Raw genomic sequence first — 23698 nt, 5'->3', positions numbered from 1 at the left:
GTATCGTGTTAGTGGAGTGACCATGAGTCAGGTCGGGAAGATTTCTGTAGCCGTGGCTACTGTCGTGCTCGCCATGTCAGGCGCGGCCGAAGCCGGTGATGGCGCTTTCGGCTGGCTGTCCGGCGACTGGTATCTGACGGTCGGCGCGACCGGCCTGGTGGCGCCCAATTTCGAAGGCGGCAAGAAATACATGCTGAGCGCCCAGCCCATCGTTTCGCTGGGCAAGGCCGGCCCTGCTGCTCGCTTCACCTCACGCAACGACAATATTTCGCTGGCGCTTGTCGACGACGGCGGCGTCCGTGCAGGCCTGACCGGCAAGTTCCTGTTCTCGCGCGACGACGGCGATGCCGACGAGCTCAGGGGGCTCGACCCGGTCCGCTGGGGCGGCGAGGTCGGCGGCTTCTTCGAATTCTATCCGACGGACTGGATGCGCGCGCGTGCCGAATTGCGGCATGGCATCCGAGCCCATAACGGCTTTGTCGCCGACATCGCCGCCGATGCTTTCTACGACGTGACGCCAACCGTCAGGATTTCAGGTGGTCCGCGCGTGTCGTTCGCCTCGGCGAACTATTTCGATGCCTATTACGGTGTCAACGCGCAGGAAGCCGTGGCCTCGGGTCTGAGCCAGTACAATCCCGGCGGCGGCCTGAAATCCGTCGGCCTCGGTGGCGCGGTGACCTGGAAGGTGACCGATCCGATGACTGCCAGCCTGTTTGGCGAATATTCGCGCCTGGAGGGTCCGGCCGCCGATTCCAGCCTGGTCAGGGAGCGTGGCGACCGCAACCAGTTCATGGTCGGCGTGTCGACCACCTACCGCTTCGACTTCAAGATGTAAGCGAATCGAACGAGACGCTTTATTCCTGCGCTCTTCTCCGCTAAAAGCCCAGCAATGACGAGCTTTTTGCGCCTTCACGCGCCGACGATACGAATTACCAGCCCGGTGTTCCCAGCAGCCTGAAGGCTGTAGGAGCCGCCGGGAATATTGCGCGCGGCCTCTCGCGCTTTTCCAGATCATCAAAGCATGTCGCCCCGAGTGGGCCCCGTTTTTGGGAACGGCATGCGTGTAAAATAGAGTTTCACGCCGCAAGCCACGTGGCCCGGCATGCACATGGCAGACCAATGACCGACGAAACCCAATCGACGATCGACTATTCGAAGACCCTTTATCTGCCGCAGACGGAGTTTCCGATGCGCGCCGGCCTGCCCGAGAAGGAGCCGGTGCTGGTCAAGCGCTGGCAGGACATGGACCTCTACCGCAAGCTGCGCGAGAGCTCGGCGGGGCGCACAAAATACGTGCTGCATGACGGTCCGCCCTACGCCAACGGCAACATCCATATCGGCCACGCGCTGAACAAGATCCTCAAGGACGTCATCACCCGCTCATTCCAGATGCGCGGCTACGACTCGAACTATGTGCCCGGCTGGGACTGTCACGGCCTCCCGATCGAATGGAAGATCGAGGAACAATACCGCGCCAAGGGCAAGAACAAGGACGAGGTGCCGGTCAACGAATTCCGCCAGGAGTGCCGTGAATTCGCCGCGCACTGGATCTCGGTGCAGGGTGGAGAGTTCCAGCGTCTCGGTGTCATCGGCGACTTCAAGAACCCTTATACGACCATGGCCTTCCACGCCGAGTCGCGCATCGCCGGTGAATTGTTGAAGTTCGCCATGTCCGGCCAGCTCTACCGTGGTTCCAAGCCGGTGATGTGGAGCGTCGTCGAGCGGACTGCGCTCGCCGAGGCCGAGATCGAGTACCAGGACTACGAGTCAGACACGATCTGGGCGAAGTTTCCGGTGGCCAATCTCGTCGTCGCCAGTGTGGTGGACGGGCAGCCGGCGGAGCTCGATCCGGACCTGAGCGGTCGGTCGCTTGACCTGCTGGATGCTCATGTCGTCATCTGGACGACGACGCCGTGGACCATCCCGGGCAATCGCGCCGTCAGCTATTCGCCGCGTGTCGCCTACGGCCTCTACGAGGTGACGGCGGCCGAGAATGCGTTTGGCCCGCAGCCAGGCGAGAAGCTGATCTTTGCCGATGCGCTGGCAGAGGAAAGCCAGGCCAAGGCCAAGGTCATCTTGAAGCGTCTTCACGGCATCAGCGCCGAACAGCTTGGAAATCTTGTGCTTTCGCATCCCTTCAAGGGCCTCGGTGGCGGCTATGAATTCCCGGTTGCGATGATTGCCGGCGACCATGTCACCGACGATGCCGGCACCGGCTTCGTGCACACCGCGCCCGGCCATGGCCGGGAGGACTTTGATGCCTGGATGGACGCAGCGCCCGCGCTGCGCCAACGTGGCATCGACACCGAAATCCCGTTCACCGTCGACGATGCCGGCTTCTTTACCAAGGACGCGCCGGGCCTCGGCCCGGACCGCGAAGGCGGAGCCGCGCGCGTCATCGACGACAATGGCAAGAAGGGCAACGCCAACCAGGCGGTCATCGACGAGCTGATCAAGCGCAACGCGCTGTTCGCGCGCGGCCGGCTGAAGCACAGCTACCCGCATTCATGGCGTTCGAAGAAGCCGGTCATCTTCCGCAACACGCCGCAATGGTTCGTCTACATGGACAAGGACCTCGGCGACGGCACCACGCTGCGGGGCCGCGCGCTGAAGGCCATCGACGAAACGCGCTTTGTCCCGGCCGCCGGCCAGAACCGCATTCGCGCCATGATCGAGGAGCGCCCGGACTGGGTGCTGTCGCGCCAGCGCGCCTGGGGCGTGCCGATCGCCGTCTTCGCCGACGAGGATGGCAATGTGCTGAAGGATGAGGCCGTCAACCGCCGCATCATGGACGCCTTCGAGGCGGAAGGCGCCGACGCCTGGTTCGCGCCCGGCGCCAAGGAGCGCTTCCTCGGCAATCACGATGCCTCCAAATGGAAGCAGGTGATGGACATTCTCGACGTCTGGTTCGATTCGGGCTCGACACATGTCTTCACCTTGGAAGACCGGCCCGACCTGAAGTGGCCGGCCGACGTCTATCTCGAAGGCTCCGACCAGCATCGCGGCTGGTTCCACTCCTCGCTGCTCGAAAGTTGCGGCACCAGGGGCAGGGCGCCTTACGACACCGTCGTCACCCATGGCTTCACCATGGACGAGGATGGGCGCAAGATGTCGAAATCGCTCGGCAACACGGTCGTGCCGCAGGATGTGATCAAGCAGTCCGGCGCCGATATCCTGCGGCTCTGGGTGGTGACGACCGACTATTGGGAAGACCAGCGCCTCGGCAAGAACGTGCTGCAGACCAACATCGACGCCTATCGCAAGCTGCGCAACACCATACGCTGGATGCTGGGCACGCTCGCCCATGACGATGGTGAGGTCGTTCCCCTGGAGACGATGCCGGAGCTTGAGCGGCTGATGCTGCACCGGCTGGCCGAACTCGACGAGGTGGTACGCCAGGGCTACGACGCCTTCGAGTTCAAGCGCATCACACGCGCACTGCTCGATTTCATGGTGGTCGAGCTGTCGGCCTTCTATTTCGATATCCGCAAGGACGCGCTCTACTGCGACGGCCCGTCGAGCGTGAAGCGCAAGGCCTCGGTCCAGGTGGTGCGCCATCTCTTCGACTGCCTGGTGAAATGGCTGGCGCCGATGCTGCCCTTCACCATGGAGGAGGCGTGGCTCGAGCGTCATCCCGATGCGGTGTCGGTGCATCTCGACGAGTTCCCGCAAATCCCTGCGGGTTGGAGGAACGAGGCGCTGGCGGAGAAATGGCGCAAGGTCAGGCAGGTGCGCCGCGTCGTCACCGGCGCGCTCGAGATTGCGCGTGCCCAGAAGGTGATCGGCTCCTCGCTGGAGGCTGTCCCCGTGGTCACGATCAACGATGCGGCGCTCGAGGCGGCGATATCGGACGTCGACATGGCTGAAATGGCCATCACCAGCGATCTCGTCATTGCCCATGGCGAGGCCCCGCGAACCGCCTTCGCCCTCGATGATGTCAAGGGCGTTGCCGTGGTCGTCGAGAAAGCGGAGGATCGCGGCCTGGTCAAATGCGCGCGTTCCTGGCGCTACACCGCCGATGTCGGGCAGGATTCCGAGTTCCCGGATGTTTCGGCACGGGATGCCGCGGTGCTGCACGAACTGAAAGCGCTGGGAAGGCTCTAGTGCCTGTCGCCCAAAGAAGTGCACAAATGCCACGCCGCGCGGGTGCAAACCCGCCCGTGCGTTGCCCTTAACGAGTGGTTGAGGTAAACACGCGAAACTCCGGAAGACAAATTGTCGCCGGATTTCCGTCGCAAGTGCTTGCACGATGGGGACCGGACACAAGGCCGGTGCGATCGAGAGGTTGTCTAGAGTGGGACTTTTTGGCATGACCGAAAGATATAACGCGCGCCTTGCGCTGCTGGCGCCGCTTGTCGCATCGGGCCTCGCTTTGTCCGGCTGCATGGGCTCTCCGACCTACGGCACCGACAAGACCGCCGCCGAGCAGCTGGCCGGCGATCTTACAGGCGCCGTTTCCTTCGCGCCGAAGCGCAAGGACCCGATCGACTACAAGCCACGTCCCACCCTGGTGAAGCCGGCACCTGGCCAGAAGGAAGCGCTGCCTGCCCCGCAGGAAAGCATCCAGACGGCAAACGCCGGTTGGCCCGAATCGCCCGAGCAGCGCCGCGCGCGCCTGCGCGCCGACGCCACCGCACACCAGAATGATCCGGCCTACCAGTCGGAGATCGTCGATGACGTGCAGACGGATCCGGCTTCGGTGAAAAGGGCGATGGAGGAATCAGGATCCAGCCACCCGCCGGCGTGGAAACCCGCCGATTCCGACAAGGGCCGCGCCGCCGAGATCCAACGCCGCCTTGCCGAGAGCAAGCAGGGCGATCCGAACACGCGTAAATACCTCAGCGAGCCGCCATTGGCCTACCGTGTCGCCTCCGATGCCGCGCCGCAGAACGAACTCGGCGAAGACGAGTACAAGAAAGAACGCGCTCTCAAGGCAAAGGCCGAGGGCAAGAAGGGCGGCTGGTTCGACTGGTTGCAGTAAGAACAAGTCGCCCAGGTCTTGCGGCGGCCTTGGCTCAGTCTCGACGTCCCCTGAAAAAATCCTTCAGCAGCAGGCCTGCTTCGGTCTCGGCCATGCCCGGATAGATGTCGGGCGTGTGGTGGCAGGTCGGAGAGGCGAAGAAGCGCACGCCGTTGACGACGGCGCCGCCCTTTTCGTCGGCCGCGCCAAAATAGAGACGGCGCAGCCTGGCGAAGGAAATTGCCCCGGCGCACATGGCGCAGGGCTCCAGCGTGACATAGAGATCGTGGCCGGTGAGCCGCTCGCTCGAGAGTTTGCCGCAGGCTTCACGGATCACCAGCATCTCGGCATGGGCCGTCGGGTCCGCAAGCTCGCGCGTGCGGTTGCCTGCACTGGCAATAACCGCGCCGCCATTGGCGATGACCGCGCCGACCGGCACTTCGCCACGCAAGGCTGCCGCTTCGGCCTCTTTTAGGGCCAGGGCCATGAAATCCGGCCTCTTCAAGGGGTTTGTCTTCCCATTATATCCTCGCCACCCGGCGGTGATCCTGTTATGGAGCGCATCAACCCGAAAAATCGGACTCGATTTTCGGAAATGATCATGCGCCAAATCAAAAGTGCTACAGCGTTCGTTGCGCGCCGAACGGATGCGCCACGCTGTAGCAGCGCAAACGGACAAAGGCCACATGGACGACAACGACAAGAAATCTCCGCGCAAAGCCGGCCCGGGCAGGAGTGGCCCGAAATCGGCAGGTGCACGTGGCCGCGATGCCGGCAAGGGCGGGAAGCCGTCCTTTGCTGCGAAAAAACCTTATGCGCCACGTGGCGATCGGCCGATGGCCGCCGACGGCGAGCGCAAGCCTTATGAAAAGCGGGAGGGACCACGCAAGCCCTACGCGCCGCGCGGCGACCGCCCGATGGCAGCCGAAGGCGAACGCAAGCCTTATGAGAAGCGCGAGGGACCACGCAAGCCCTACGCGCCGCGTGGCGACCGTCCGGTTTCTGCATCGGCGGAGGGCGGTGAAAAGCGCTTCGACCGTCCCAAGCGTGATTTCGGTGATCGGCCGCAAGGCGCGTCTGGCGGGGGCTTCAAGCCGCGCTCGCGGCCTGCCGAAGCAACGGAAGAAGCCGGCGAGCGCATCGCCAAGCGGCTGGCACGCGCCGGGCTCGCCTCGCGCCGCGACGCCGAGGAGTTGATCGCCGCCGGCCGCGTCAAGGTCAATGGCAAGGTGCTGGCTTCGCCGGCGTTCAACGTCATGCCCAATGACATCATCCATCTCGATGGCATGGAAATCCCGCCGATCGAACGCACGCGCCTGTTCCTGTTCCACAAGCCGGCCGGCGTCGTCACCACCAACCGCGATCCGGAAGGCCGCAAGACCGTCTTCGACGTGCTGCCGGCCGAACTGCCGCGGCTGATGACCATCGGCCGCCTCGATATCAACACCGAAGGCCTGCTGCTGCTGACCAATGATGGCGGCCTGTCGCGCGTACTCGAACTGCCGGCCACTGGCTGGTTGCGCCGCTACCGCGTGCGCGTTCATGGCAAGGTCGAGGAAAGCGCGCTCGCCGGCCTGCGCGAGGGCATTGCCGTCGACGGCGTCTTCTACGGCGCCATCGAAGCCAGCTTGGATCGCGAGCAGGGCTCCAACGCCTGGCTGACGATCGGTCTGCGCGAGGGCAAGAACCGTGAAGTCAAGAACATCCTCGGCGCGCTCGGCCTCGACGTCACGCGGCTGATCCGCATCTCCTACGGTCCGTTCCAGCTCGAGGATCTCGCCGAGGGCCATGTTCTGGAGATCAAGGGCCGGGTGCTGCGCGACCAGCTCGGCGAGCGCCTGGTCGAGGAATCCGGCGCCAATTTCGACGCCGAGATAACAAAACCGTTTTCCAACCAGCCGGTGCGGCGTACCGAAGTCCGAGAGGTCGAGCCCGAACGGCCGAAGTTTACGCGAGATGGCGAGCGCCGGCCGATCGGCGAGGGCGGGCTGATCAAGAACCGCAAACGCCGGGAAGGCAGCCGCGACGAGGCGCTCGGCAAACTGTCGACGAGCCCCGACAGGGGTGAGAGACCAGAAAAGAGCTTCGGCGATCGCGGTCCGCGACCGGAGCGCGGCGGCTTTGGCGATAAGCCGCGCGGCGGATTCGGTGACAAGCCTCGCGGTGGCGGCAAGAAACCCGAACGCGAGCAACGGCCGATCGAGCCGCCCGGCCAGCGCAAGGCCAATGTCTGGATGGCGCCTGGAGCCCGGCCGATCGGCAAGGGCAGGGCGGAGGCCGATGCGGCCAAGGCGGCCGAGAACAAGGCACGCAAGGCCTCGTTCAAGCCGTCTTATGGCAAGCCCGCCGGCAAGCCAGGTGGCGCGAAACCGTTCGGCAAGCCGCGTGGCGAGCGTCCAGGAGGCGCCGGTGGCGGCGAGCGGCCGCGCGGCGGCCCCAAGGGCCCCCGGGCAAGATGAGAATCGTCGGCGGTGAGTTTCGCGGGCGTCCGCTGGCGACGCCCCGCAGCAGCGCCATCCGCCCGACGACCGATCGCACCCGCGAGGCCGTCTTCAACGTCCTGGCGCATCGCTTTGCCGGGCAACTGGACGGCGCGCGCGTGCTCGACCTGTTCGCTGGCACCGGCGCGCTTGGCCTGGAAGCCCTGTCGCGCGGGGCATCCTATGGCGTCTTCATCGAGGAATCGGCCGAGGGCCGTGGTCTGATCCGCGACAATGTCGAAGCCTTCGGCCTGACCGGACGCACCAAGATCTTCCGCCGCGACGCAACCGGCCTTGGCGAGGCGGGCACGCTGGCGCCGTTCGGTCTGGTCTTTGCCGATCCGCCCTATGGCAAGGGCCTTGGCGAGCTAGCCCTGCGGTCGGCCCAGGCCGGCGGCTGGCTGCGGCCAGGCGCACTCTGTGTGGTCGAGGAGACGGCGGTGGTTCCCTTCGAGCCAGGCCCGGGCTTTTCCGTGCTTGATGAGCGCAACTATGGCGAGACCATGATCCGCTTCATCGAAGCTGCCTGAGAGGCCTGCTTTCAGCCGTGGCCTCTTTGCCGCCGCCTTTGCCGGCAACATGACCAACAATTCACTTTGCTTGTCGCCAGCGCCTTGCCTATCGTCGCTGCATGAAACCGGAGCCATCGATGACATCAAGGACTGAATGGCTTCGGGCCACGCTGCTGGCGACGTCGCTGGCATTGTTCATGACCGCCCCCGTCCTGGCGGACGGCCCCGTAGTGCCAAGCACAGTGCCGGCCGAGTTCAAGGTCACGGACTTCCTGCTCGACAACGGCATGGAAGTGGTCGTCATTCCCGATCACCGCGCGCCGATCGTCACCCACATGGTCTGGTACAAGATCGGCAGCGCCGACGAGCCGCCGGGCAAATCCGGCATCGCCCATTTCTTCGAGCATCTGATGTTCAAGGCCACGGCCCACCACGCGGCCGGCGAGTTCGACCGCGCCGTCTCCGACATTGGCGGCTCCAACAACGCCTTCACCTCCTACGACTACACCGCATTCCATGAGACGGTGGCACCGTCGGCGCTCGAGCTGATGATGAGCTTCGAAGCCGACCGCATGCGCAACCTCATCCTCACCGATGACGTCATCAAGACCGAGCGCGATGTCATCCTGGAGGAGCGCCGCTCGCGCATCGACAACAATCCGCAGGCCGTGCTCGACGAAGAGGTCGATGCCACGCTATGGCAGAACCAGCCCTATCGCATCCCGGTCATCGGCTGGATGCAGGAGATGGAGCAGCTGAACCGCACCGACGCGGTGGCGTTCTACAACAAATACTACCGGCCCAACAACGTCGTGCTGATCGTGACCGGCGATGTCGAACCGGACACGGTGAAGGCGCTGGCCGAGAAGACCTATGGCAAGGTGGCGCGCGGGCCGGACCTGCCGCCGCGCGTCCGCCCGGTCGAGCCGGAGCAGAACACCAGGCGCACGGTCACGCTTTCCGATGCTCGCGTCAGCGTGCCGAGTTTCTCGACGCAATGGGTGGTGCCATCCTACCATACCGCCAAGCCGGGCGAGGCCGAGGCGCTCGACCTGCTGGCCGAGATTCTCGGCGGCGGCAACCGCAGCCGGCTTTACCAAGCCCTTGTCGTCAAGCAGGGCATTGCTTCCGGCGCCGGTGCGTACTTCCAGGGCACCATGCTCGACGACACCAATTTCACTGTCTACGGCGCGCCGCGCGGTGACGCCAAGCTGGCCGACGTCGAAGCCGCGGTCGATGCGGAAGTGGCACGCATCGCCAGCGACGGCGTCACCCCGGACGAGCTCGAAAAAGCCAAGGACCGCTATGTCAGGTCGATGATCTTTGCTCGCGACAAGCAGGATTCCATGGCCAACATCTATGGCTCGACGCTTGCCACCGGCGGCAACGTCCAGGATGTGCAGCAATGGCCGGACCGCATCCGCAAGGTCACCGCTGACGAGGTCAAGGCCGTTGCCGCGCGCTATCTGGTATTGGCCCGCTCGACGACCGGCTATCTCTTGCCGCAGCAACAGGCGGGGAATTGATGATGACGAACCAGTTTAGCGGCGCGTTGACCTCTCCCCGCCAGGCTCTCCTTTCTCCCCTCGCGCGAGAAGGGAAGGCCCTCCACGCCCTCGCAACCTTCTTCCTCTCCGTCCTCTTCTTGGTTCTGCCGGCGCTTGCCGCCCGCGCCATGGAGATCCAGTCCGTTACCTCCTCGAAAGGCGTCACGGCCTGGCTGGTCGAGGACTATTCCGTGCCGGTGGTCGCCGTCCGCTTCGTCTTCGGCGGCGGCTCGACGCAGGATCCGGTGGGGAAGGAAGGTCTCGCCAACCTGATGACCGGCCTGTTCGACGAGGGTGCCGGCCCGCTCGACTCGGAAGCCTTCCAGATCAAGCTCGATGATGCCGGGGCCGAAATGAGCTTCGACGAGACCCGCGATGGCATCTACGGTTCCATGCGCATGCTGGCCGAACAGCGCGACGAAGCCTTCGACCTGTTGCGTCTGGCGGTCAATGAGCCGCGCTTCGACCAGGCGCCGATCGACCGCATCCGCGCGCAGGTCCTGTCCGGCATCATCGCCAACGAGAACGATCCCGACACGGTGGCGCAGAACCGGTGGGCGCGCGCCGTCTATGGCGACCACCCTTATTCGCGTTCCGACCAGGGCACCAGGCAGAGCATCGCCGCCGTCACGCAGGCCGATCTCGAGGCCCTGCACAAGGCGGTGTTCGCGCGCGGCGGCTTGCATGTCGCCGTGGTCGGGGCCATCGACCCCGAGACCCTGAAGAAGAAGCTCGACATGGTGTTCGGCGACTTGCCGCGGGACCAGGCGCTCGCTCCTGTAGCCGATGTCGAGCCCAAGCTGGCGCAGCATATCGAGGTGAATTACGACCTGCCGCAGACATCGCTGCAGCTCGCCTGGCCGGGTGTGAAGCGCAAGGCCTCGGATTTCTTCCCGGCGGTGCTGATGAACGAGATCCTCGGCGGCGGAACTTTCACCTCGCGCCTGTTCCAGGAGGTGCGCGAAAAGCGCGGGCTCGCCTACAGCGTCAATTCCTCGCTGGTCAACCAGGACCATGCCAATGCGCTGATCGTCACCACTGGGACGCGCTCGGATCGCGCGGCCGAGACGCTCGCCATCGTGCGCGACGTCGCCAAGCGCCTGGCCGAGGATGGCCCGACCGAAGCCGAACTGGCGGCGACCAAGAAATATCTGATCGGCGCCTATGCGATCAGCAATCTGGATTCGTCGAGTTCCATCGCCGCCACGCTTGTCGAGCTGCAGATTGACGATCTCGGCATCGACTATATGCAGCGCCGGGCAGGCTATATCAACGCGGTGACGATTGATCAGGTCAAGGCGGCGGCGAAGAAGCTGCTGACGACCGAGCCGACCATCATGGTGGTCGGGCCGCCGCTGGCGGGAGCCGGCAAGGGATGAGCCCCACTTTCGGCATAGCGTTCGGCGGTGGCGGCGCGCGCGGTCTGGCGCATATCCATGTCATCGAGGCGCTGGACGAGCTCGGCATCAAGCCGGTGGCGATAGCCGGCTCGTCGATCGGCGCCATCATGGGCGCCGGCATGGCCTCGGGCATGACCGGCAAGGATATCCACGACTATGCCCGCTCGATCCTCGGCCGCCGCGCCGAGGTGGCGAGCCGCATGTGGCGGGCGCGGCCGGGCACGATCGCGGAAGCCATGCAAAATGGCATCCGCGTCAGCCAGTTCAATGTCGAGCGCATCCTGAAGGCGTTTCTGCCCGAGGCTATTCCCGAATCCTTCGCCGGATTGAAAATCCCGCTGAAGGTGACAGCAACCGACTATTTCGGCCACAAGCTCGCCGTGTTCGACGATGGCGACCTGCATTCCGCCCTTGCGGCCTCTGCCGCTATTCCTGCCGTCTTCCGTCCGGTGACGCGCGACGGCAGGCTGCTGATCGACGGCGGCATCTACAACCCCGTGCCCTTCGACCTGATCGAGAAGGATGCCGATATCATCATCGGCGTCGACGTGGTTGGCGCGCCGGAAGAGGCCGACCGCAAGCAGCCGACCTCCGTCGACCTGATGTTCGGCGCCACGCAATTGATGATGCAGTCGATCATCGCCAACAAGCTGAAACAGTGCCAGCCTGACATACTGGTCCGCCCAGCGGTATCGAAATACCGCGTCCTCGATTTCCTGAAGATCGAGGCCCTGATGAGCGAGACGGTTGAAATCAAGGATCGGCTGAAGCGGGAGGTGGAGGTCGCAATTGAACGGCGTTCCGCCAAGGTCGAAGCAAAAAGGACAAGAACACCAGCCAGGTCGTGATCGCGGTCAGCGAGACTGCGAGGCTACTTTGTGCCGTGTCGGCGGGGCATCAATGCCGAGGCGGCAACAATGCCTCCGCTTCGCTCAGTCCTTCGCCCGCTCCACATAGGATCCGTCCGCAGTCATCACCACGACGCGGGTGCCAGGCGCAATGTGCGGCGGCACGGTGGTGCGCACACCGTTGGAAAGCACGGCCGGCTTGTAGGAAGACGATGCCGTCTGGCCCTTGGTCGTCGGCTCGGTCTCGACCACTTCGAAGGTGGCACGCTGCGGCAGCACCAGGGCGATCGCGATGCCGTTGAACTGTGACACCTGCACCGGCATGCCCTCCTTCAGATAGGGCGCCGCGTCGCCGACCACGGCTTCAGACACCGCCACCTGGTCGTAGGTTTCCGGGTTCATGAAGTGATAGCCTTCGCCATCGGCGTAAAGGAAGGTGTGCTCGCGCTCCTCGACATAGGCGCGCTCCACCTGTTCGGTGGTGCGGTAGCGCTCCGACACCTTCACCCCGTCGCCGATGCGGCGCATATCGAGCTGCGTCACGGGCGTGCCCTTGCCGGGGTGGATGTTTTCGGCGAAGAGGATCACATAAAGCTTGCCGTCCTTGTCGACGACATTGCCTTTGCGGAGCGAACTGGCGATGACTTTCACCACGGTTTTAAATCCTGCGAGAGTTGACTGGCGTTTGCCGGCTTGCGCGGCGCTGGATGGGGGCCTAGCGCATCTTGGCGCGAACCGCCAGCCCCCTCGGCGAACCGAAGCGCGCTGATGACCGCCGCGTCGCCCTGGTGGACGCCGCATGTCCATGCCGACCGCCGTCCGCGCTTGATGCTGCGCAACGGGATGACGGCTGCCTTGCGCGACTGGTTCGCCCGCAACGACTTCATTGAGGTGGAGACGGCGGCGCTGCAGGTCTCGCCCGGCAACGAGGCGCATCTGGCGGCCTTCGCCACCGAAGCGGTCGGGCCGGATGGCGCCCGCTCGCCGCTTTATCTCCACACCTCGCCGGAATTCGCCTGCAAGAAACTGCTTGCGGCGGGGGAGCAGCGCATTTTCAGCCTGGGGGCCGTCTACCGCAACCGCGAGCGCGGTCCCTTGCATCATCCCGAATTCACCATGCTCGAATGGTATCGGGTGGGCGAGACCTATGAAAGCCTGATGCGCGACTGCGCCGATCTGCTGGCGCTGGCCGCGACACGGGCAGGGGCCACGCACTTCTCTTTCAGGGGCCGCGACTGCGATCCGTTTTCCGAACCGGAGCGGCTGACCGTGGCGGACGCCTTCAGCCGCCACGCCGGGATCGATCTGCTGGCCACGGTCGCGCCCGATGGCGGCACGGACCGGGACGCGCTGCATGCCGCTCTGATCCAGGCCGGTCTGCGCACCGCGCCTGACGACAGCTGGGCCGATTTGTTCAGCCGCGTGATGGTGGAAAAGATCGAACCCAATCTCGGCCTCGGCCGCGCGACCATTCTTTGCGAGTACCCGGTCGCCGAGGCGGCACTGGCGCGGCCGAGCCCGAGGGATCCGCGCGTCGCCGAACGCTTCGAGCTCTATTGCTGCGGCGTCGAGCTCGCCAACGGCTTTGGCGAACTGACCGACGCGGCCGAGCAACGCCGGCGCTTCGTCATCGAGATGGACGAGAAAGAGCGCGTTTATGGTGAGCGCTACCCGCTGGACGAGGACTTCCTCGCCGCGTTGGCCATCATGCCGCAGGCCAGCGGCATCGCGCTCGGCTTCGATCGGCTGGTGATGCTGGCGACCGGCGCGCAGAAGATCGAGGACGTGATCTGGACTCCGGTCCCGGCATCTTGAAGACGGGCTGCCGCCCCTTTGATCTCAATGCGCGAATACCTGCTCCAGCGAGCGAAAGCCCTTGAATTCCAAGGCATTGCCCGAGGGATCCCGGATAAACAATGTCGCTTGTTCGCCGGGCTCGCCCTTGAAGCGGACCATCGGCCGCTCCAGCCAGTCTATGTCGTCGCGCGCTTCCAGCCGCGTCGCCAGGCGCTGCCAGTCGTCCATCAAGAGCACAGCGCCGAAATGCGGGATCGGCACCAAAATGCCGTCGACCTTGCCGTCGCTTGCAGCTCGCGCGGCCTGCGGCCGCAAATGCGCCGACATCTGGTGGCCGTAGAGGTCGAAATCGACCCAGGTCGCCGACGAGCGGCCGATCGCACAGCCCAGCACCTCGCCATAGAAAGTTCGGGTTTCATCGAGATCACGGACTGGAAAGGCAAGATGGAAAGGCGTCATGGCGAAGGCTCCAGTTAGGCAAAAACCGCGACGTCCGCTCTTTGCGGGCGCTTCGATGGCGATTTGGTCGCAACATCCTGATTGCCCTTCGGCCATTGCACAAGCGGCAGTGGAACAATAGATGGTGCGGCAGCACCTGCCTTCCGGACAGGCTGAAGAAAACAGGATCAAGTGCATGACCGACAAGCTCGACGCCGCGAAATTGACGGACCGTGTCGCGGCCCTGGTCGAGGCCGCCAAACGCGCTGGCGCCGATGCCGCGGACGCCGTCGCGGTGCGTGGCCGCTCGACCGCTGTTTCGGTGCGGCTTGGCAAGGTCGAAAACACAGAGGCGTCCGAGGGCGACGACGTTTCGCTGCGGGTGTTCGTCGGCCAGCGTGTGGCCAGTGTATCGGCCACCGCAGCGTCCGACCCGAAGGCCCTTGCCGAGCGCGCCGTCGCCATGGCCAAAGTGTCCCCCGAGGATCCCTACCAGGGTCTTGCCGACCCCGCGCTGCTCGCCAGACAGACGCGCGATCTGGACCTGTTCGATGCAACCGAAGTGTCGGCGGACCAGTTGAAGGAGGCGGCCCTTGGGGCCGAGGCGGCGGCTCTCGCCGTCAACGGCGTAACCAATTCGGCCGGCAGCAATGCCAGCGCCGGGCTGGGCGGGCTGGTTCTGGCCACCTCGCACGGTTTTCTCGGCCAGTATGTCGCCTCGCGCTTTTCGCGCTCGGCCAGCGTGATCGCCGGCGAGGGCACCGGCATGGAACGCGACTACGAATTCTCCTCGCGCCAGCATTTTGCCGATCTCGACGCGGCCGAGGATATCGGCCGCCGGGCCGGCGAACGGGCCGTGCGTCGCCTTGGCGCGCGCAAGGCGGCGACCGGGTCGGTCGACGTGGTGTTCGACCCGCGCGTCGCGCGCGGCATTGCCGGCCATATCGCCGGGGCCATCAACGGCGCTTCCGTCGCGCGAAAAACCTCGTTCCTGCGCGACATGATGGGCAAGCAGGTGGCCGCGTCCGCCATCACCGTCACCGACGAGCCGCTGCGGCGCCGTGGCCAGGCCTCGCGCCCGTTCGATGGCGAAGGCGTCGAGGGCGAGAAACTCCTGATGATCGAAAAGGGCGTCCTCAATCACTGGTTCCTGTCGACATCGGCGGCCCGGGAGCTCGGCCTCGTCACCAACGGGCGCGGCACGCGCGGCGGCTCCTCCGTCTCACCGTCTTCCACCAATCTTGCCATCGAGCCAGGCGAAAGGTCGCCGGAAGACCTGATCGGCTCGCTCAAGAGCGGCTTCTACGTCACCGAAGTGTTTGGCCAGGGCGTAGACATGCTCACCGGCGAATACAGCCGCGGCGCTTCGGGCTTCTGGATCGAAAATGGGGCGCTTGCCTATCCGGTCGCCGAAGTCACCATCGCCTCGAACCTGAAGACGATGTTCCTCAACATGATGCCCGCGAATGACCTTGATCGCAATTTCGGCACCGCCGCCCCGACGCTCCTGATCGAAGGCATGACCCTTGCCGGAGCATGAGCTGACCACCGCCGGTGCCGATCTGGACCTGCCGCTGCTGCGCGACGCCGCCCGCGAGGCGGGTCTCATCGCCATGCGCTACTTCGGCAATAATCCGCAGGTCTGGATGAAGGGCGGCACCTCGCCGGTCAGCGAAGCCGATCATGCCGCCGATGCGTATCTGCGCCAGACGTTGCTTGCGGCACGGCCGGATTATGGCTGGCTGTCGGAAGAGACGGCCGACGACCCGGCGCGGCTTTCGGCGCGCCGCACCTTCGTTGTCGACCCGATCGACGGTACGCGCGGCTTCCTTGAAGGCCAGCGCGCCTGGTGCGTCAGCGTCGCCGTCGTCGAGAATGGCCGCACGCTCGCCGGCGTGCTCGAATGCCCGGCGATGGACGAGACCTATTCCGCGCTGCCAGGCCAGGGCGCATTCCGCAACGGCAAGCGCATTGCGGTGCGCAAGCCAGGCGACAAGCCCGAGATTTCCGGCCTGAAGCAGTTGATCGACCTGATGCCGGCCGGCTGGCAGGAGCGGCTGCAACGGGCGCCCTACAGCCCTTCGCTTGCCTACCGCCTGGCGATGATCGCCAGTGGCACGCTCGACGGCACCTTCGTCAAGCCGAACGCGCATGACTGGGACATCGCCGCCGCAGACCTCATCCTGCGCGAGGCAGGTGGCCAACTGCTCGACCCGCATGGCCACGCGCCGTCCTATGCCGGCGAGGTGACCCGCCACGGTGCGCTCGCGGCCGGCAGCGGCGAACTGCTGGCCGTGCTGGTCGACGTCATAGCCGGGCTGGATGGCTGAAAGCGTTTTTCGAAGGTTCCAAAGTCGGCGGCTTTGGTCTAGACCTGTCACAAACTCACGATATGTGAAGGACCGACATGGCCGCGGAAGACGGAAAGAAACAGCTTTTGCATCTGGTGTTCGGCGGCGAACTGAAGAAACTTGGCGGCACCGAGTTCCGCGATCTCGATGCGCTCGACATCGTCGGCGTCTATCCGGACTATCAATCCGCGCACACGGCGTGGAAGGCCAAGGCGCAGGCCAGCGTGGACAATGCCCATATGCGTTATTTCGTCGTTCATCTGCACCGTCTGCTGGATCCCGATAGCAAGGCCGCCGGTTGACTTCGATGGAGCATGATCTGGCGAAAGAGCCAGCCGGCGAGGCCGCGCCCACGGGCAGGGGCCGCAGCCGTACGACCAAGGCCTTCTGGCGCAGGATTCGCGAACCGCTCGCGCAGTCGCGATTCGTCAAGAACGCCATTGCCAGCCTGCTCGCGCAGTTCGTGCGGCTGGTTCGCGCGACCAGCCCCCTGGTCGCCGGATCGGCGCGCTTTTCGGGCGGCGCCTATGCCGAGTTCGAGCCGGGGATCATTGCTCTGTGGCACGGCCAGCATCTTTTGACGCCGGCCTATTACCCCAAGCGCAAGCCGCTGGTTGCCATGGTGTCGCGTAGCGCCGATGCCGAGCTCAACGCCCTGATGCTGGAGAAATTCGGCATCGAGGCGGTGCGCGGTTCGGGCGGGCGCGACAATGCCAGGCATCTCGACAAGGGCGGGGCCAAGGCGCTCATCGCCCTCAAAAAGTCGCTCACATCAGGCAAGAACGTCGCCATGATCGCAGACATTCCCCATGGTACCCCGCGCGATGCAGGGCTCGGTATCGTTCTCCTGGCTCGCCTCTCCGGCCGGCCGCTGCTGCCCGTCGCCATCGCCACCAGCCGCCGCAAGGTGCTGGAAAAGAGCTGGGACAAGACCACTATCAACCTGCCCTTCGGCCGCTCCGCCGTGACCATCGGCACGCCGATCTTCGTGGCGGCGGATGCCGATGACGCCGAAATGGAGCGCAAGCGCCAGGAAATCACCACCGCCCTCAATGCCGCGACCGCCGAGGCCTACCGCCTCGTGGATGCTCCGCGGTGAGCGGCCGCTGGGCCCGCACCATGTTGTCGGCATACCGTTTTGCCGGCGCGGCAGCCTATCCGCTGGTCGGGCCTTATGTCGCCTGGCGCACCTCGCGCGGCAAGGAAGACCGCAATCGCCGGCGCGAGCGCTACGGCGTCGCCGGACGGCCGCGCCCCGAGGGCCCGGTGATTTGGATCCATGCCGCGAGCGTCGGCGAGACCTTGGCCGTCGTGCCGCTTGTCGAAAGCATCCTCGACTATGGCGTCAACATCGTGCTGACGACCGGTACGGTCACCTCGGCCCAGGTCGTCGACGAGCGGCTCGGCGACCGCATCATTCACCAATATGTGCCACTCGATCTGAAGCCGGCGGTCAGCCGCTTCCTCGATCACTGGAAACCCGATCTGGCGATCATCGCCGAATCCGAGATATGGCCGATGACCATCCTCGAACTTGGTGCCCGCCACGTGCCGCAGGTGCTGGTCAATGGCCGGCTCTCCGATCGCTCCTTCATGTCTTGGAAGAAGCGGGCCAACATCGCCGAGGCCCTGTTCGAGAATCTGGCCCATGTCGTTGCCCAGTCCGACGTCGACGGCGAGCGTTTTCGGGCGCTCGGCGCCCGGCCGGTCACGGTGTCGGGCAATCTCAAGGTCGACACCAACCCGCCGCCGGTCGACTTGCGAGCGCTTGGCACATTGCAGCGGCAGATCGGCGATCGGCCGACCTGGGCGGCGATCTCGACCCATGATGGCGAGGAAGTGGTCGCCGCGGAAGTTCACGCGACGCTGCACAGGCGTCACCACGGCCTTTTGACGATCGTCGTTCCGCGCCATCCCGATCGGGCCGAAGCCCTTGCCGCGCAGATTTCCGGCATGGGCCTTAAAGTCGCGCGGCGCAGCAAGGGCGACCGTATCGGGGCCGATACCGATATCTTGCTTGGCGATACGATCGGCGAAATGGGCTTGTATCTCCGGTTGACCGAAATCGCTTTCGTCGGCCGCTCGCTGACCTCCGAAGGCGGCCAGAATCCGCTTGAGCCGGCCATGCTCGACACCGCCGTTCTCGCCGGGCGCAACGTGCAGAATTTTCGCGAGGCCTATCAGCGCCTGCTCGACAGCGGCGGCGCCAAGCTGGTGCGCGACCGCGACATGCTGGCCGGCGCCGTCAATTTCCTCCTGACCAACGAAGTGGCGCGCCACGAGATGATGGCGGCGGGGATCGCGACTGTCGAAGAGATGCGCGGCGCACTGGCACGCACGCTCAAATCGCTCGAACCCTATATCCAGCCGCTGGTGGTCAAGGCGCGCCTGAAGGGCGCCAACGGGCGTTAGAATGGCCTCCGAAGCACCGCCATTCTGGTGGGAAGAGCCGGACTGGAAGGTCCTGGCGCTGTCGCCGCTGTCGGCTGTCTACGCGCTGGTTGCCGATCGCGGCATGCGGCGGGCCCGGCGCGAGAAGATCCAGGCGCCGGTTCTGTGTATCGGCAATTTCACCGTCGGCGGCACCGGCAAGACGCCGGTGGCGATCGCGCTCGCCCAACAGGCCAAGCGCATGCATCTGAAGCCCGGGTTCCTGTCGCGCGGCCACGGCGGTTCCTTCGCCGAGCCGCATGTCGTCGATGTCAGCCATGACAGCGCCAGGCATGTCGGCGACGAACCGCTGCTGCTGGCCGAACATGCCCCGGTTGCGGTGACGCCGAACCGTGCCGCCGGCGCCCGGCTGCTGCTGGAAAAACACGGTTGCGATTTCCTGATCATGGACGACGGCTTTCAGAGCGCGCGCATCCACATCGATTATGCGCTGGTCGTGGTCGATGCCCGCTACGGGATCGGCAATGGCCGCGTCATCCCGGGCGGTCCACTCAGGGCCAAGATCGTCGACCAGCTGGTTTTCACCAGCGGGCTGCTGAAGATGGGCGAGGGCACGGCCGCCGACGCCGTGGTCCGCCGAGCCGCGCGTGCCGGCCGGCCGATCTTCGAGGCCCACACGGAGCCGAGCAGCACGGCCGGGTTTGCCGGAAAGCGGTTCCTGGCCTTTGCCGGCATCGGTCATCCCGAAAAGTTCTTCGACACGGTGCGTGACGCCGGCGGCGAAGTGGTCCTGTCCAGGCCCTTTCCGGACCATCACTTCTACGCCGAGGACGAGCTTGCCGAACTGGCCGCGACGGCACGCGCCGAAGGCCTTGGCCTGATCACCACCGCCAAGGACGCCGCCCGGCTCCGTCACGGCGCCCCGCAGGACTTTCTCGACCGTCTCGACGTGCTGGAAATCGACACTGTGTTCGAGCTTGATCACGTGCCCGAACGCATCATCGAGGAAACGCTCGATGCCTGGCGGCAGCGCAAGCTGAGGAACTGAAGCTATTCCAAGAAAAAGTGCGTGGCGGTCTTCAGTCCGGAATTGCGTAAAACAATGAAGGAGAGCGGGTCAGATTCTATCAAACGCTGAGCCGCTCTAACTCCGTTTGCGCAACTCCGGATGCACCTCGATTTCGCGGCGCAGCGATGCGATGGCGTTCACGTAAGGCTCCTGCCTGGCGACGCTCCAGTATTTCAGCTCGTCCAACGGGATGTTTTCGCCCGTCACCGCGCAGCGCACGAACGAGCCCGGGCTGGTGACCTGGAAATCGCCATCGAGATAGCGGATGCGGGCTTCCTTGCCGCCCGGGCCTTCGAAACGGTTCATCATGCAACGGTACTTGAGTTCATCGGGATTCAATCGCCATAAATCGTGGGCAAGGTCAAGCTTGGCGCAATGCTCATATAATATTGCGGTATGGCACAATGGTTGTCAGGAAGCGCCATGGACATCGCCAATGCCAGTATGACGTCTTTGCTGAAAGAAGCGCTCATTCCCGGGCCGGTGCCTTCGCCCAGGGCCGATCCCGCGACCGCGGCTCTGGTCAAGGCGCTCGTCCAGCCGGCGGCGCCCGCGATGGTGCAATCGGCGCAGTTCGCTGCCCAGGCGCTGCAAGGCTCGCTACCGCGGCCGGCCGGTCAAACCTCACAACGCCTGTCCTCCCCCGAGATCGAGGATGCCTACCGGGCCGTCATGGAACCTGACGCCGCCACCCACCATGCATTGGCACGGGCCTCGACGGGTGGGGCAGGGACGGACACCGATCAGGCTTCGCGCGACTTCGCTCCGCCGCGGATAACGGCCAACGACAGCACCCCCAAACTCGCCGCGCCGCCGGCCCTATCCACATTCTCGCCGGCCGTCGCTTCGGCCGCGGTGCTGGTCGCGGCCAATGCCAACGCGCCGCAACCGCGCGGCGCCTCCATCCGTCCAGCGGGCCATGCTCCCCGATCCGAGCCAGTTCCGTCGTCGCTGTGGACGATATCGATCGTGACGGCCATCGTCTCGGCCGCAACCACCACGATCGTGCTTTTGCTGTTCCGTTAAGCGAGTATCACGCGATTTCCGATAGAGGCCGTCACGCATTCTCCGAGATGCGTCAGCGCCTAATCGTCATCCTGCAGGAAAGCTTCCAGCCTTGCCGAAGCAAGTCCGGCCTGTTCGGCAATGCGCCTGGCGAGATCCGCGGCGGCCGCGCGCGGCCGGCCCACCGGACGATCCAGCCAGTAGGAAACGGGATTGAGCACGGTGCGATCGTCAACGGCGACGAGGCGGCCGGACTGTATCTGGTGCTCGGTGAGCGGCGGCCGCGCCAGCGCGATGCCGAGGCCATGAGCCGCTGCATCGAGCACCAGATTGTAATCCTCGAAACGACGGTCTTGCGGGCGCGGCCGGTAGTCCATGTCCTGCGCGGCCAACCAGGCGCGCCAGCCCGAAGCGTCGGAATCGTTGATCAGCGGGAATTTGAGCAGCCGGGCTGGATCGCCGCTGCCGATCTCCCGTGCGAGGCCCGGCGAGGCGATCGGGAAGAGATATTCTTCGAACAGTTGCACCGAGACACGGCCCGGGATGCGGCCGCGACCGCAGCGCACCGACAGATCGATGCCTTCGTCGGCGAGATCGGCCTGGCGGTTGTCGACATCGAGCACGATGCGCAGGCGGGTGGGATCGTTCTCCAGCGCCGCCATGCGCGGCATCAGCCACAGGCCGCTCACCGAAGGAATGGAGGCCAGGCGCACCACCGCGGTGCCGCGCGGCTCCACCCACCGGTCGGAATTGACCGAGATCAGCGCGAAGGCTTCGGTGGTCCTGAGATGCAGTCGATTGCCTTCGTTGGTCAGCGTCACGCCGCGCGCGCCGCGCTCGAAAACCTTCAGGCCAAGCCAGTCCTCGAGTTTGGCGACCTGCCGGCTGACCGCGCCATGTGTGAGGTTGAGTTTTTCGGCGGCGGCCGAGAAGCTCCCCGTGCGCGCCGCCGCGTCGAAAGCGCGCAACGTCTCCAAGGGCAGCATACTGTTCGAGCTGTGATCCATGCTCACAGGTGACCCTCGATTTGGTCGTTTGTCAATTGACCTGGAAAGGCGTTTCCTGCTCCCGAGACCTGAAGAATCCGAGGCACTGGGATGAGCATGACGACAGGCACGTTGAATTCGACACAGCGGATGGACACCACGGCCGCCATTGCCGTGGCGCTGACGGTGATCGGCTGGGCCTCCGCCTTCCCGGCGATCCGGGCCGGGCTCGCCGCCTTTCAGCCGCTGGAGCTTGGCGCCCTGCGCTTTGCCATCGCCGCCGTGCCGGCGGCGATCTTCCTTGCCGTCAAGCGTCCGGCTCTGCCCAGGATTGGCGATCTCTGGCGCTTCGCCTTTGGCGGCGCCATTTTCGTCGCGCTCTACACGGCGATGCTCAATTTTGGCGAACTGACGGTCTCGGCCGGAGCGGCGGGCTTCATCATCAATGTCAGTCCCATCTTTACCGCCATCATGGCAATGGCGCTGCTCGGCGAGCGCTTCTCCGGCCTGGCCTGGATCGGCACGGTCATCTCCTTCGCCGGCATCGGCATCATCGCCGTCGCCGACGGGCGTGGCCTTCATTTCAATGCCGGCGCGCTGCTGGTACTTGGCTCGGCCCTCTGCTCGGCCGTCAACACCATCGTCCAGAAGCCGCTGTTTGCCCGTCATCATCCGCTAACGATCGCGGCGTCCAACATGGTGCTCGGCGCGCTCTGCCTGGCGCCCTTCCTGCCCACCGCTCTGCAACAGGCCGCTGTCGCCAACACTGCCGGCCTCGGCGCCGTCATCTATCTCGGCATCGTGCCGAGCCTGATTGCCTATGCGGCGTGGGCAACCGCGCTGTCGCGCCTGCCGGCGGCGCGTGCCTCGAACTTCCTCTATCTGGTCTCGCCGATGTCGGCCCTGATCGGCTTCTTCTGGCTGGGCGAGGTGCCGACGCTGCTCGGCATGCTCGGCGGCGCGCTGGCGCTCGGCGGTGTCATCGTGGTGAATTTGAAACGCTAATTCAAAAGCTTGCGATCTTTCCCTGACTCGTGTCGGGAACCACCGATTTCATCGCCAGTTGACGGCTGCCGCAAGGCAAGGCAACTGTCACTCGGTCTTGGCGGATGGTCGTCGCGGGCGCTGCGAGGTCGGGATGGGAAGACGTTTTATCTCAACGGTCGTTTGCTTGTTGCTGCTTAACGCGAAAGCCGTCGCGGGTTGGTACCACGTGGAAAACTACGAGGGTTTCCTCGGGCCGTCTCCCATCCATTTCTCCATACAGACATATGATAGCTTAGGCAGCGCGCCAAAGGTCGATGGAAGCTACTTCTACGACGCGAAGCAGAGCCCGATTGCGCTGTATGGCACGGTCACCGGCACCAAGTTCGTGCTTTGCGAGATTTCAGACGACAAGGAATTCTATCGGATAATTGTGCAGGGGCCGAGACCCGCTGTGGATACCACAAGCTGCCCATTCTCCCTCGACCTCAATGGATACGCTGTGACCGGAAGCTGGAGCAAGGGCACGGATAGATATCCCGTCACCCTCAAGAAAATAGCGAGCCTGGATGACACCGGCGAGGCGAAGATCGACGGCACCGTCGAGATTTCCTTCTGGGCGCAGACAGCCACCGACAGGTTTTCGGGAATTTACACGAATACCAGCGCCGGCCTCTGCATGGAAAAAATGCGTGTCATCAAAAAGAGCAGCCGCAAGGTTGTCCAGGAAATTACCTTCGCCGATGATGACGTGTGCAGTGCCGGCATGCTGATGACGACCATCTATATGAACGTCGAGAAATGGGTGGAGCGAGGCAAGGACGTCATTTCCGTGAATTTTCGAGGCGGTGGCGCCGGAACCGCGGTCGATTACGTCTTCAATTCACGGACAAGGAAATATCAGCGGAGGAAATGAGGGCTGGCCGTGCA

General features: G+C 64.7%; 23 protein-coding genes. 18 read left to right on the top strand and 5 right to left on the bottom strand.

Annotated elements, in window-relative coordinates; translation table 11 throughout:
- Nucleotides 1-22 precede the first annotated feature (22 nt).
- The 3 genes from LB516_RS04500 (at nt 23) to LB516_RS04490 (ending at nt 4981) form a co-directional block, all read left to right on the top strand.
- Nucleotides 23-835: a MipA/OmpV family protein gene (locus LB516_RS04500; protein ID WP_140792034.1), complete on the top strand. Its 813-nt coding sequence runs from the start codon at nt 23-25 to the stop codon at nt 833-835.
- A 284-nt stretch (nt 836-1119) separates the two neighbouring features.
- The gene (ileS, locus tag LB516_RS04495) at nt 1120-4104 is read left to right on the top strand and encodes an isoleucine--tRNA ligase (RefSeq protein WP_224719019.1); all 2985 of its coding nucleotides are present in this window, start codon (nt 1120-1122) and stop codon (nt 4102-4104) included.
- 205 nt (nt 4105-4309) lie between these two features.
- Nucleotides 4310-4981 carry a hypothetical protein gene (locus LB516_RS04490; RefSeq protein WP_015318360.1) on the top strand — a complete coding sequence of 224 codons (672 nt, stop codon included), beginning with the start codon at nt 4310-4312 and terminating at the stop codon, nt 4979-4981.
- A 34-nt stretch (nt 4982-5015) separates the two neighbouring features.
- On the opposite strand, the gene LB516_RS04485 is transcribed toward LB516_RS04490, so the two are convergent.
- Nucleotides 5016-5465 carry a nucleoside deaminase gene (locus LB516_RS04485; RefSeq protein ID WP_041163474.1) on the bottom strand — a complete coding sequence of 150 codons (450 nt, stop codon included), beginning with the start codon at nt 5463-5465 and terminating at the stop codon, nt 5016-5018.
- A gap of 181 nt (nt 5466-5646) precedes the next feature.
- On the opposite strand from LB516_RS04485, the gene LB516_RS04480 reads away from it, so the two are divergent.
- The 5 genes from LB516_RS04480 to LB516_RS04460 all read left to right on the top strand — a co-directional run bounded on the left by LB516_RS04480 (nt 5647) and on the right by LB516_RS04460 (nt 11747).
- On the top strand, nt 5647-7419 hold the full coding sequence (locus tag LB516_RS04480; RefSeq protein ID WP_224719018.1) for a pseudouridine synthase: 1773 nt from the start codon (nt 5647-5649) through the stop codon (nt 7417-7419).
- Nucleotides 7416-7970, top strand: coding sequence for a 16S rRNA (guanine(966)-N(2))-methyltransferase RsmD (gene rsmD / locus LB516_RS04475; RefSeq protein WP_224719017.1), 555 nt, complete (start codon nt 7416-7418; stop codon nt 7968-7970). Before LB516_RS04480 ends, rsmD begins: the two co-directional genes overlap by 4 nt.
- A 119-nt stretch (nt 7971-8089) precedes the next feature.
- Entirely contained in the window at nt 8090-9478 is a 1389-nt protein-coding gene (locus LB516_RS04470) for a M16 family metallopeptidase (RefSeq protein WP_224719016.1), read from the top strand.
- Between the two features lie 2 nt (nt 9479-9480).
- Nucleotides 9481-10878, top strand: coding sequence for a M16 family metallopeptidase (locus LB516_RS04465; RefSeq protein ID WP_224719015.1), 1398 nt, complete (start codon nt 9481-9483; stop codon nt 10876-10878).
- Complete coding sequence (locus LB516_RS04460; protein ID WP_140617132.1) at nt 10875-11747, top strand: patatin-like phospholipase family protein; 873 nt, start codon at nt 10875-10877, stop codon at nt 11745-11747. Before LB516_RS04465 ends, LB516_RS04460 begins: the two co-directional genes overlap by 4 nt.
- An 84-nt stretch (nt 11748-11831) precedes the next feature.
- Here LB516_RS04460 and efp read toward each other — a convergent pair whose 3' ends face one another.
- Entirely contained in the window at nt 11832-12401 is a 570-nt protein-coding gene (gene efp / locus LB516_RS04455) for an elongation factor P (protein WP_015318353.1), read from the bottom strand.
- Nucleotides 12402-12515: 114 nt separating this feature from the next.
- Here efp and epmA point away from each other — a divergent pair, with 114 nt between their 5' ends.
- Complete coding sequence (epmA, locus tag LB516_RS04450; protein WP_140824533.1) at nt 12516-13562, top strand: EF-P lysine aminoacylase EpmA; 1047 nt, start codon at nt 12516-12518, stop codon at nt 13560-13562.
- Between the two features lie 24 nt (nt 13563-13586).
- Here epmA and LB516_RS04445 read toward each other — a convergent pair whose 3' ends face one another.
- Complete coding sequence (locus LB516_RS04445) at nt 13587-14003, bottom strand: VOC family protein (RefSeq protein ID WP_015318351.1); 417 nt, start codon at nt 14001-14003, stop codon at nt 13587-13589.
- Nucleotides 14004-14178: 175 nt separating this feature from the next.
- Here LB516_RS04445 and LB516_RS04440 point away from each other — a divergent pair, with 175 nt between their 5' ends.
- The 6 genes from LB516_RS04440 to lpxK all read left to right on the top strand — a co-directional run bounded on the left by LB516_RS04440 (nt 14179) and on the right by lpxK (nt 19772).
- The gene (locus LB516_RS04440) at nt 14179-15522 is read left to right on the top strand and encodes a TldD/PmbA family protein (RefSeq protein WP_224719014.1); all 1344 of its coding nucleotides are present in this window, start codon (nt 14179-14181) and stop codon (nt 15520-15522) included.
- Complete coding sequence (locus LB516_RS04435; protein WP_015318349.1) at nt 15509-16312, top strand: 3'(2'),5'-bisphosphate nucleotidase CysQ; 804 nt, start codon at nt 15509-15511, stop codon at nt 16310-16312. Before LB516_RS04440 ends, LB516_RS04435 begins: the two co-directional genes overlap by 14 nt.
- A gap of 77 nt (nt 16313-16389) precedes the next feature.
- Nucleotides 16390-16635, top strand: coding sequence for a DUF4170 domain-containing protein (locus LB516_RS04430; protein WP_015318348.1), 246 nt, complete (start codon nt 16390-16392; stop codon nt 16633-16635).
- A 5-nt stretch (nt 16636-16640) separates the two neighbouring features.
- Nucleotides 16641-17432: a lysophospholipid acyltransferase family protein gene (locus LB516_RS04425; RefSeq protein WP_140617128.1), complete on the top strand. Its 792-nt coding sequence runs from the start codon at nt 16641-16643 to the stop codon at nt 17430-17432.
- A complete protein-coding gene (waaA, locus tag LB516_RS04420; RefSeq protein WP_015318346.1) occupies nt 17429-18745 on the top strand; it encodes a lipid IV(A) 3-deoxy-D-manno-octulosonic acid transferase in 1317 nt (438 codons plus the stop codon). Before LB516_RS04425 ends, waaA begins: the two co-directional genes overlap by 4 nt.
- A gap of 1 nt (nt 18746) precedes the next feature.
- On the top strand, nt 18747-19772 hold the full coding sequence (gene lpxK / locus LB516_RS04415) for a tetraacyldisaccharide 4'-kinase (protein WP_224719013.1): 1026 nt from the start codon (nt 18747-18749) through the stop codon (nt 19770-19772).
- Nucleotides 19773-19868: 96 nt separating this feature from the next.
- On the opposite strand, the gene LB516_RS04410 is transcribed toward lpxK, so the two are convergent.
- Nucleotides 19869-20102: a DUF2093 domain-containing protein gene (locus LB516_RS04410; protein WP_140617125.1), complete on the bottom strand. Its 234-nt coding sequence runs from the start codon at nt 20100-20102 to the stop codon at nt 19869-19871.
- Nucleotides 20103-20216: 114 nt separating this feature from the next.
- Between LB516_RS04410 and LB516_RS04405 the strand changes: the two genes are divergently transcribed.
- Nucleotides 20217-20819, top strand: a complete 603-nt coding sequence (locus LB516_RS04405) for a hypothetical protein (RefSeq protein WP_224682376.1) — start codon at nt 20217-20219, stop codon at nt 20817-20819.
- A 59-nt stretch (nt 20820-20878) separates the two neighbouring features.
- Here the strand turns inward: LB516_RS04405 and LB516_RS04400 are convergent, their stop codons facing one another.
- The gene (locus LB516_RS04400; protein WP_140717657.1) at nt 20879-21805 is read right to left on the bottom strand and encodes a LysR substrate-binding domain-containing protein; all 927 of its coding nucleotides are present in this window, start codon (nt 21803-21805) and stop codon (nt 20879-20881) included.
- A gap of 90 nt (nt 21806-21895) precedes the next feature.
- On the opposite strand from LB516_RS04400, the gene LB516_RS04395 reads away from it, so the two are divergent.
- Both LB516_RS04395 and LB516_RS04390 read left to right on the top strand, forming a co-directional pair.
- The gene (locus LB516_RS04395; protein WP_224719012.1) at nt 21896-22789 is read left to right on the top strand and encodes a DMT family transporter; all 894 of its coding nucleotides are present in this window, start codon (nt 21896-21898) and stop codon (nt 22787-22789) included.
- Between the two features lie 133 nt (nt 22790-22922).
- Nucleotides 22923-23684 carry a hypothetical protein gene (locus LB516_RS04390; protein WP_224719011.1) on the top strand — a complete coding sequence of 254 codons (762 nt, stop codon included), beginning with the start codon at nt 22923-22925 and terminating at the stop codon, nt 23682-23684.
- The last annotated feature ends 14 nt before the right edge of the window (nt 23685-23698 follow it).

Origin of the sequence: Mesorhizobium sp. CO1-1-7 (genome assembly GCF_020164885.1) — a bacterium.
Classification (GTDB): domain Bacteria; phylum Pseudomonadota; class Alphaproteobacteria; order Rhizobiales; family Rhizobiaceae; genus Mesorhizobium; species Mesorhizobium australicum.
This window is presented reverse-complemented; position numbering and strand designations above follow the sequence as displayed.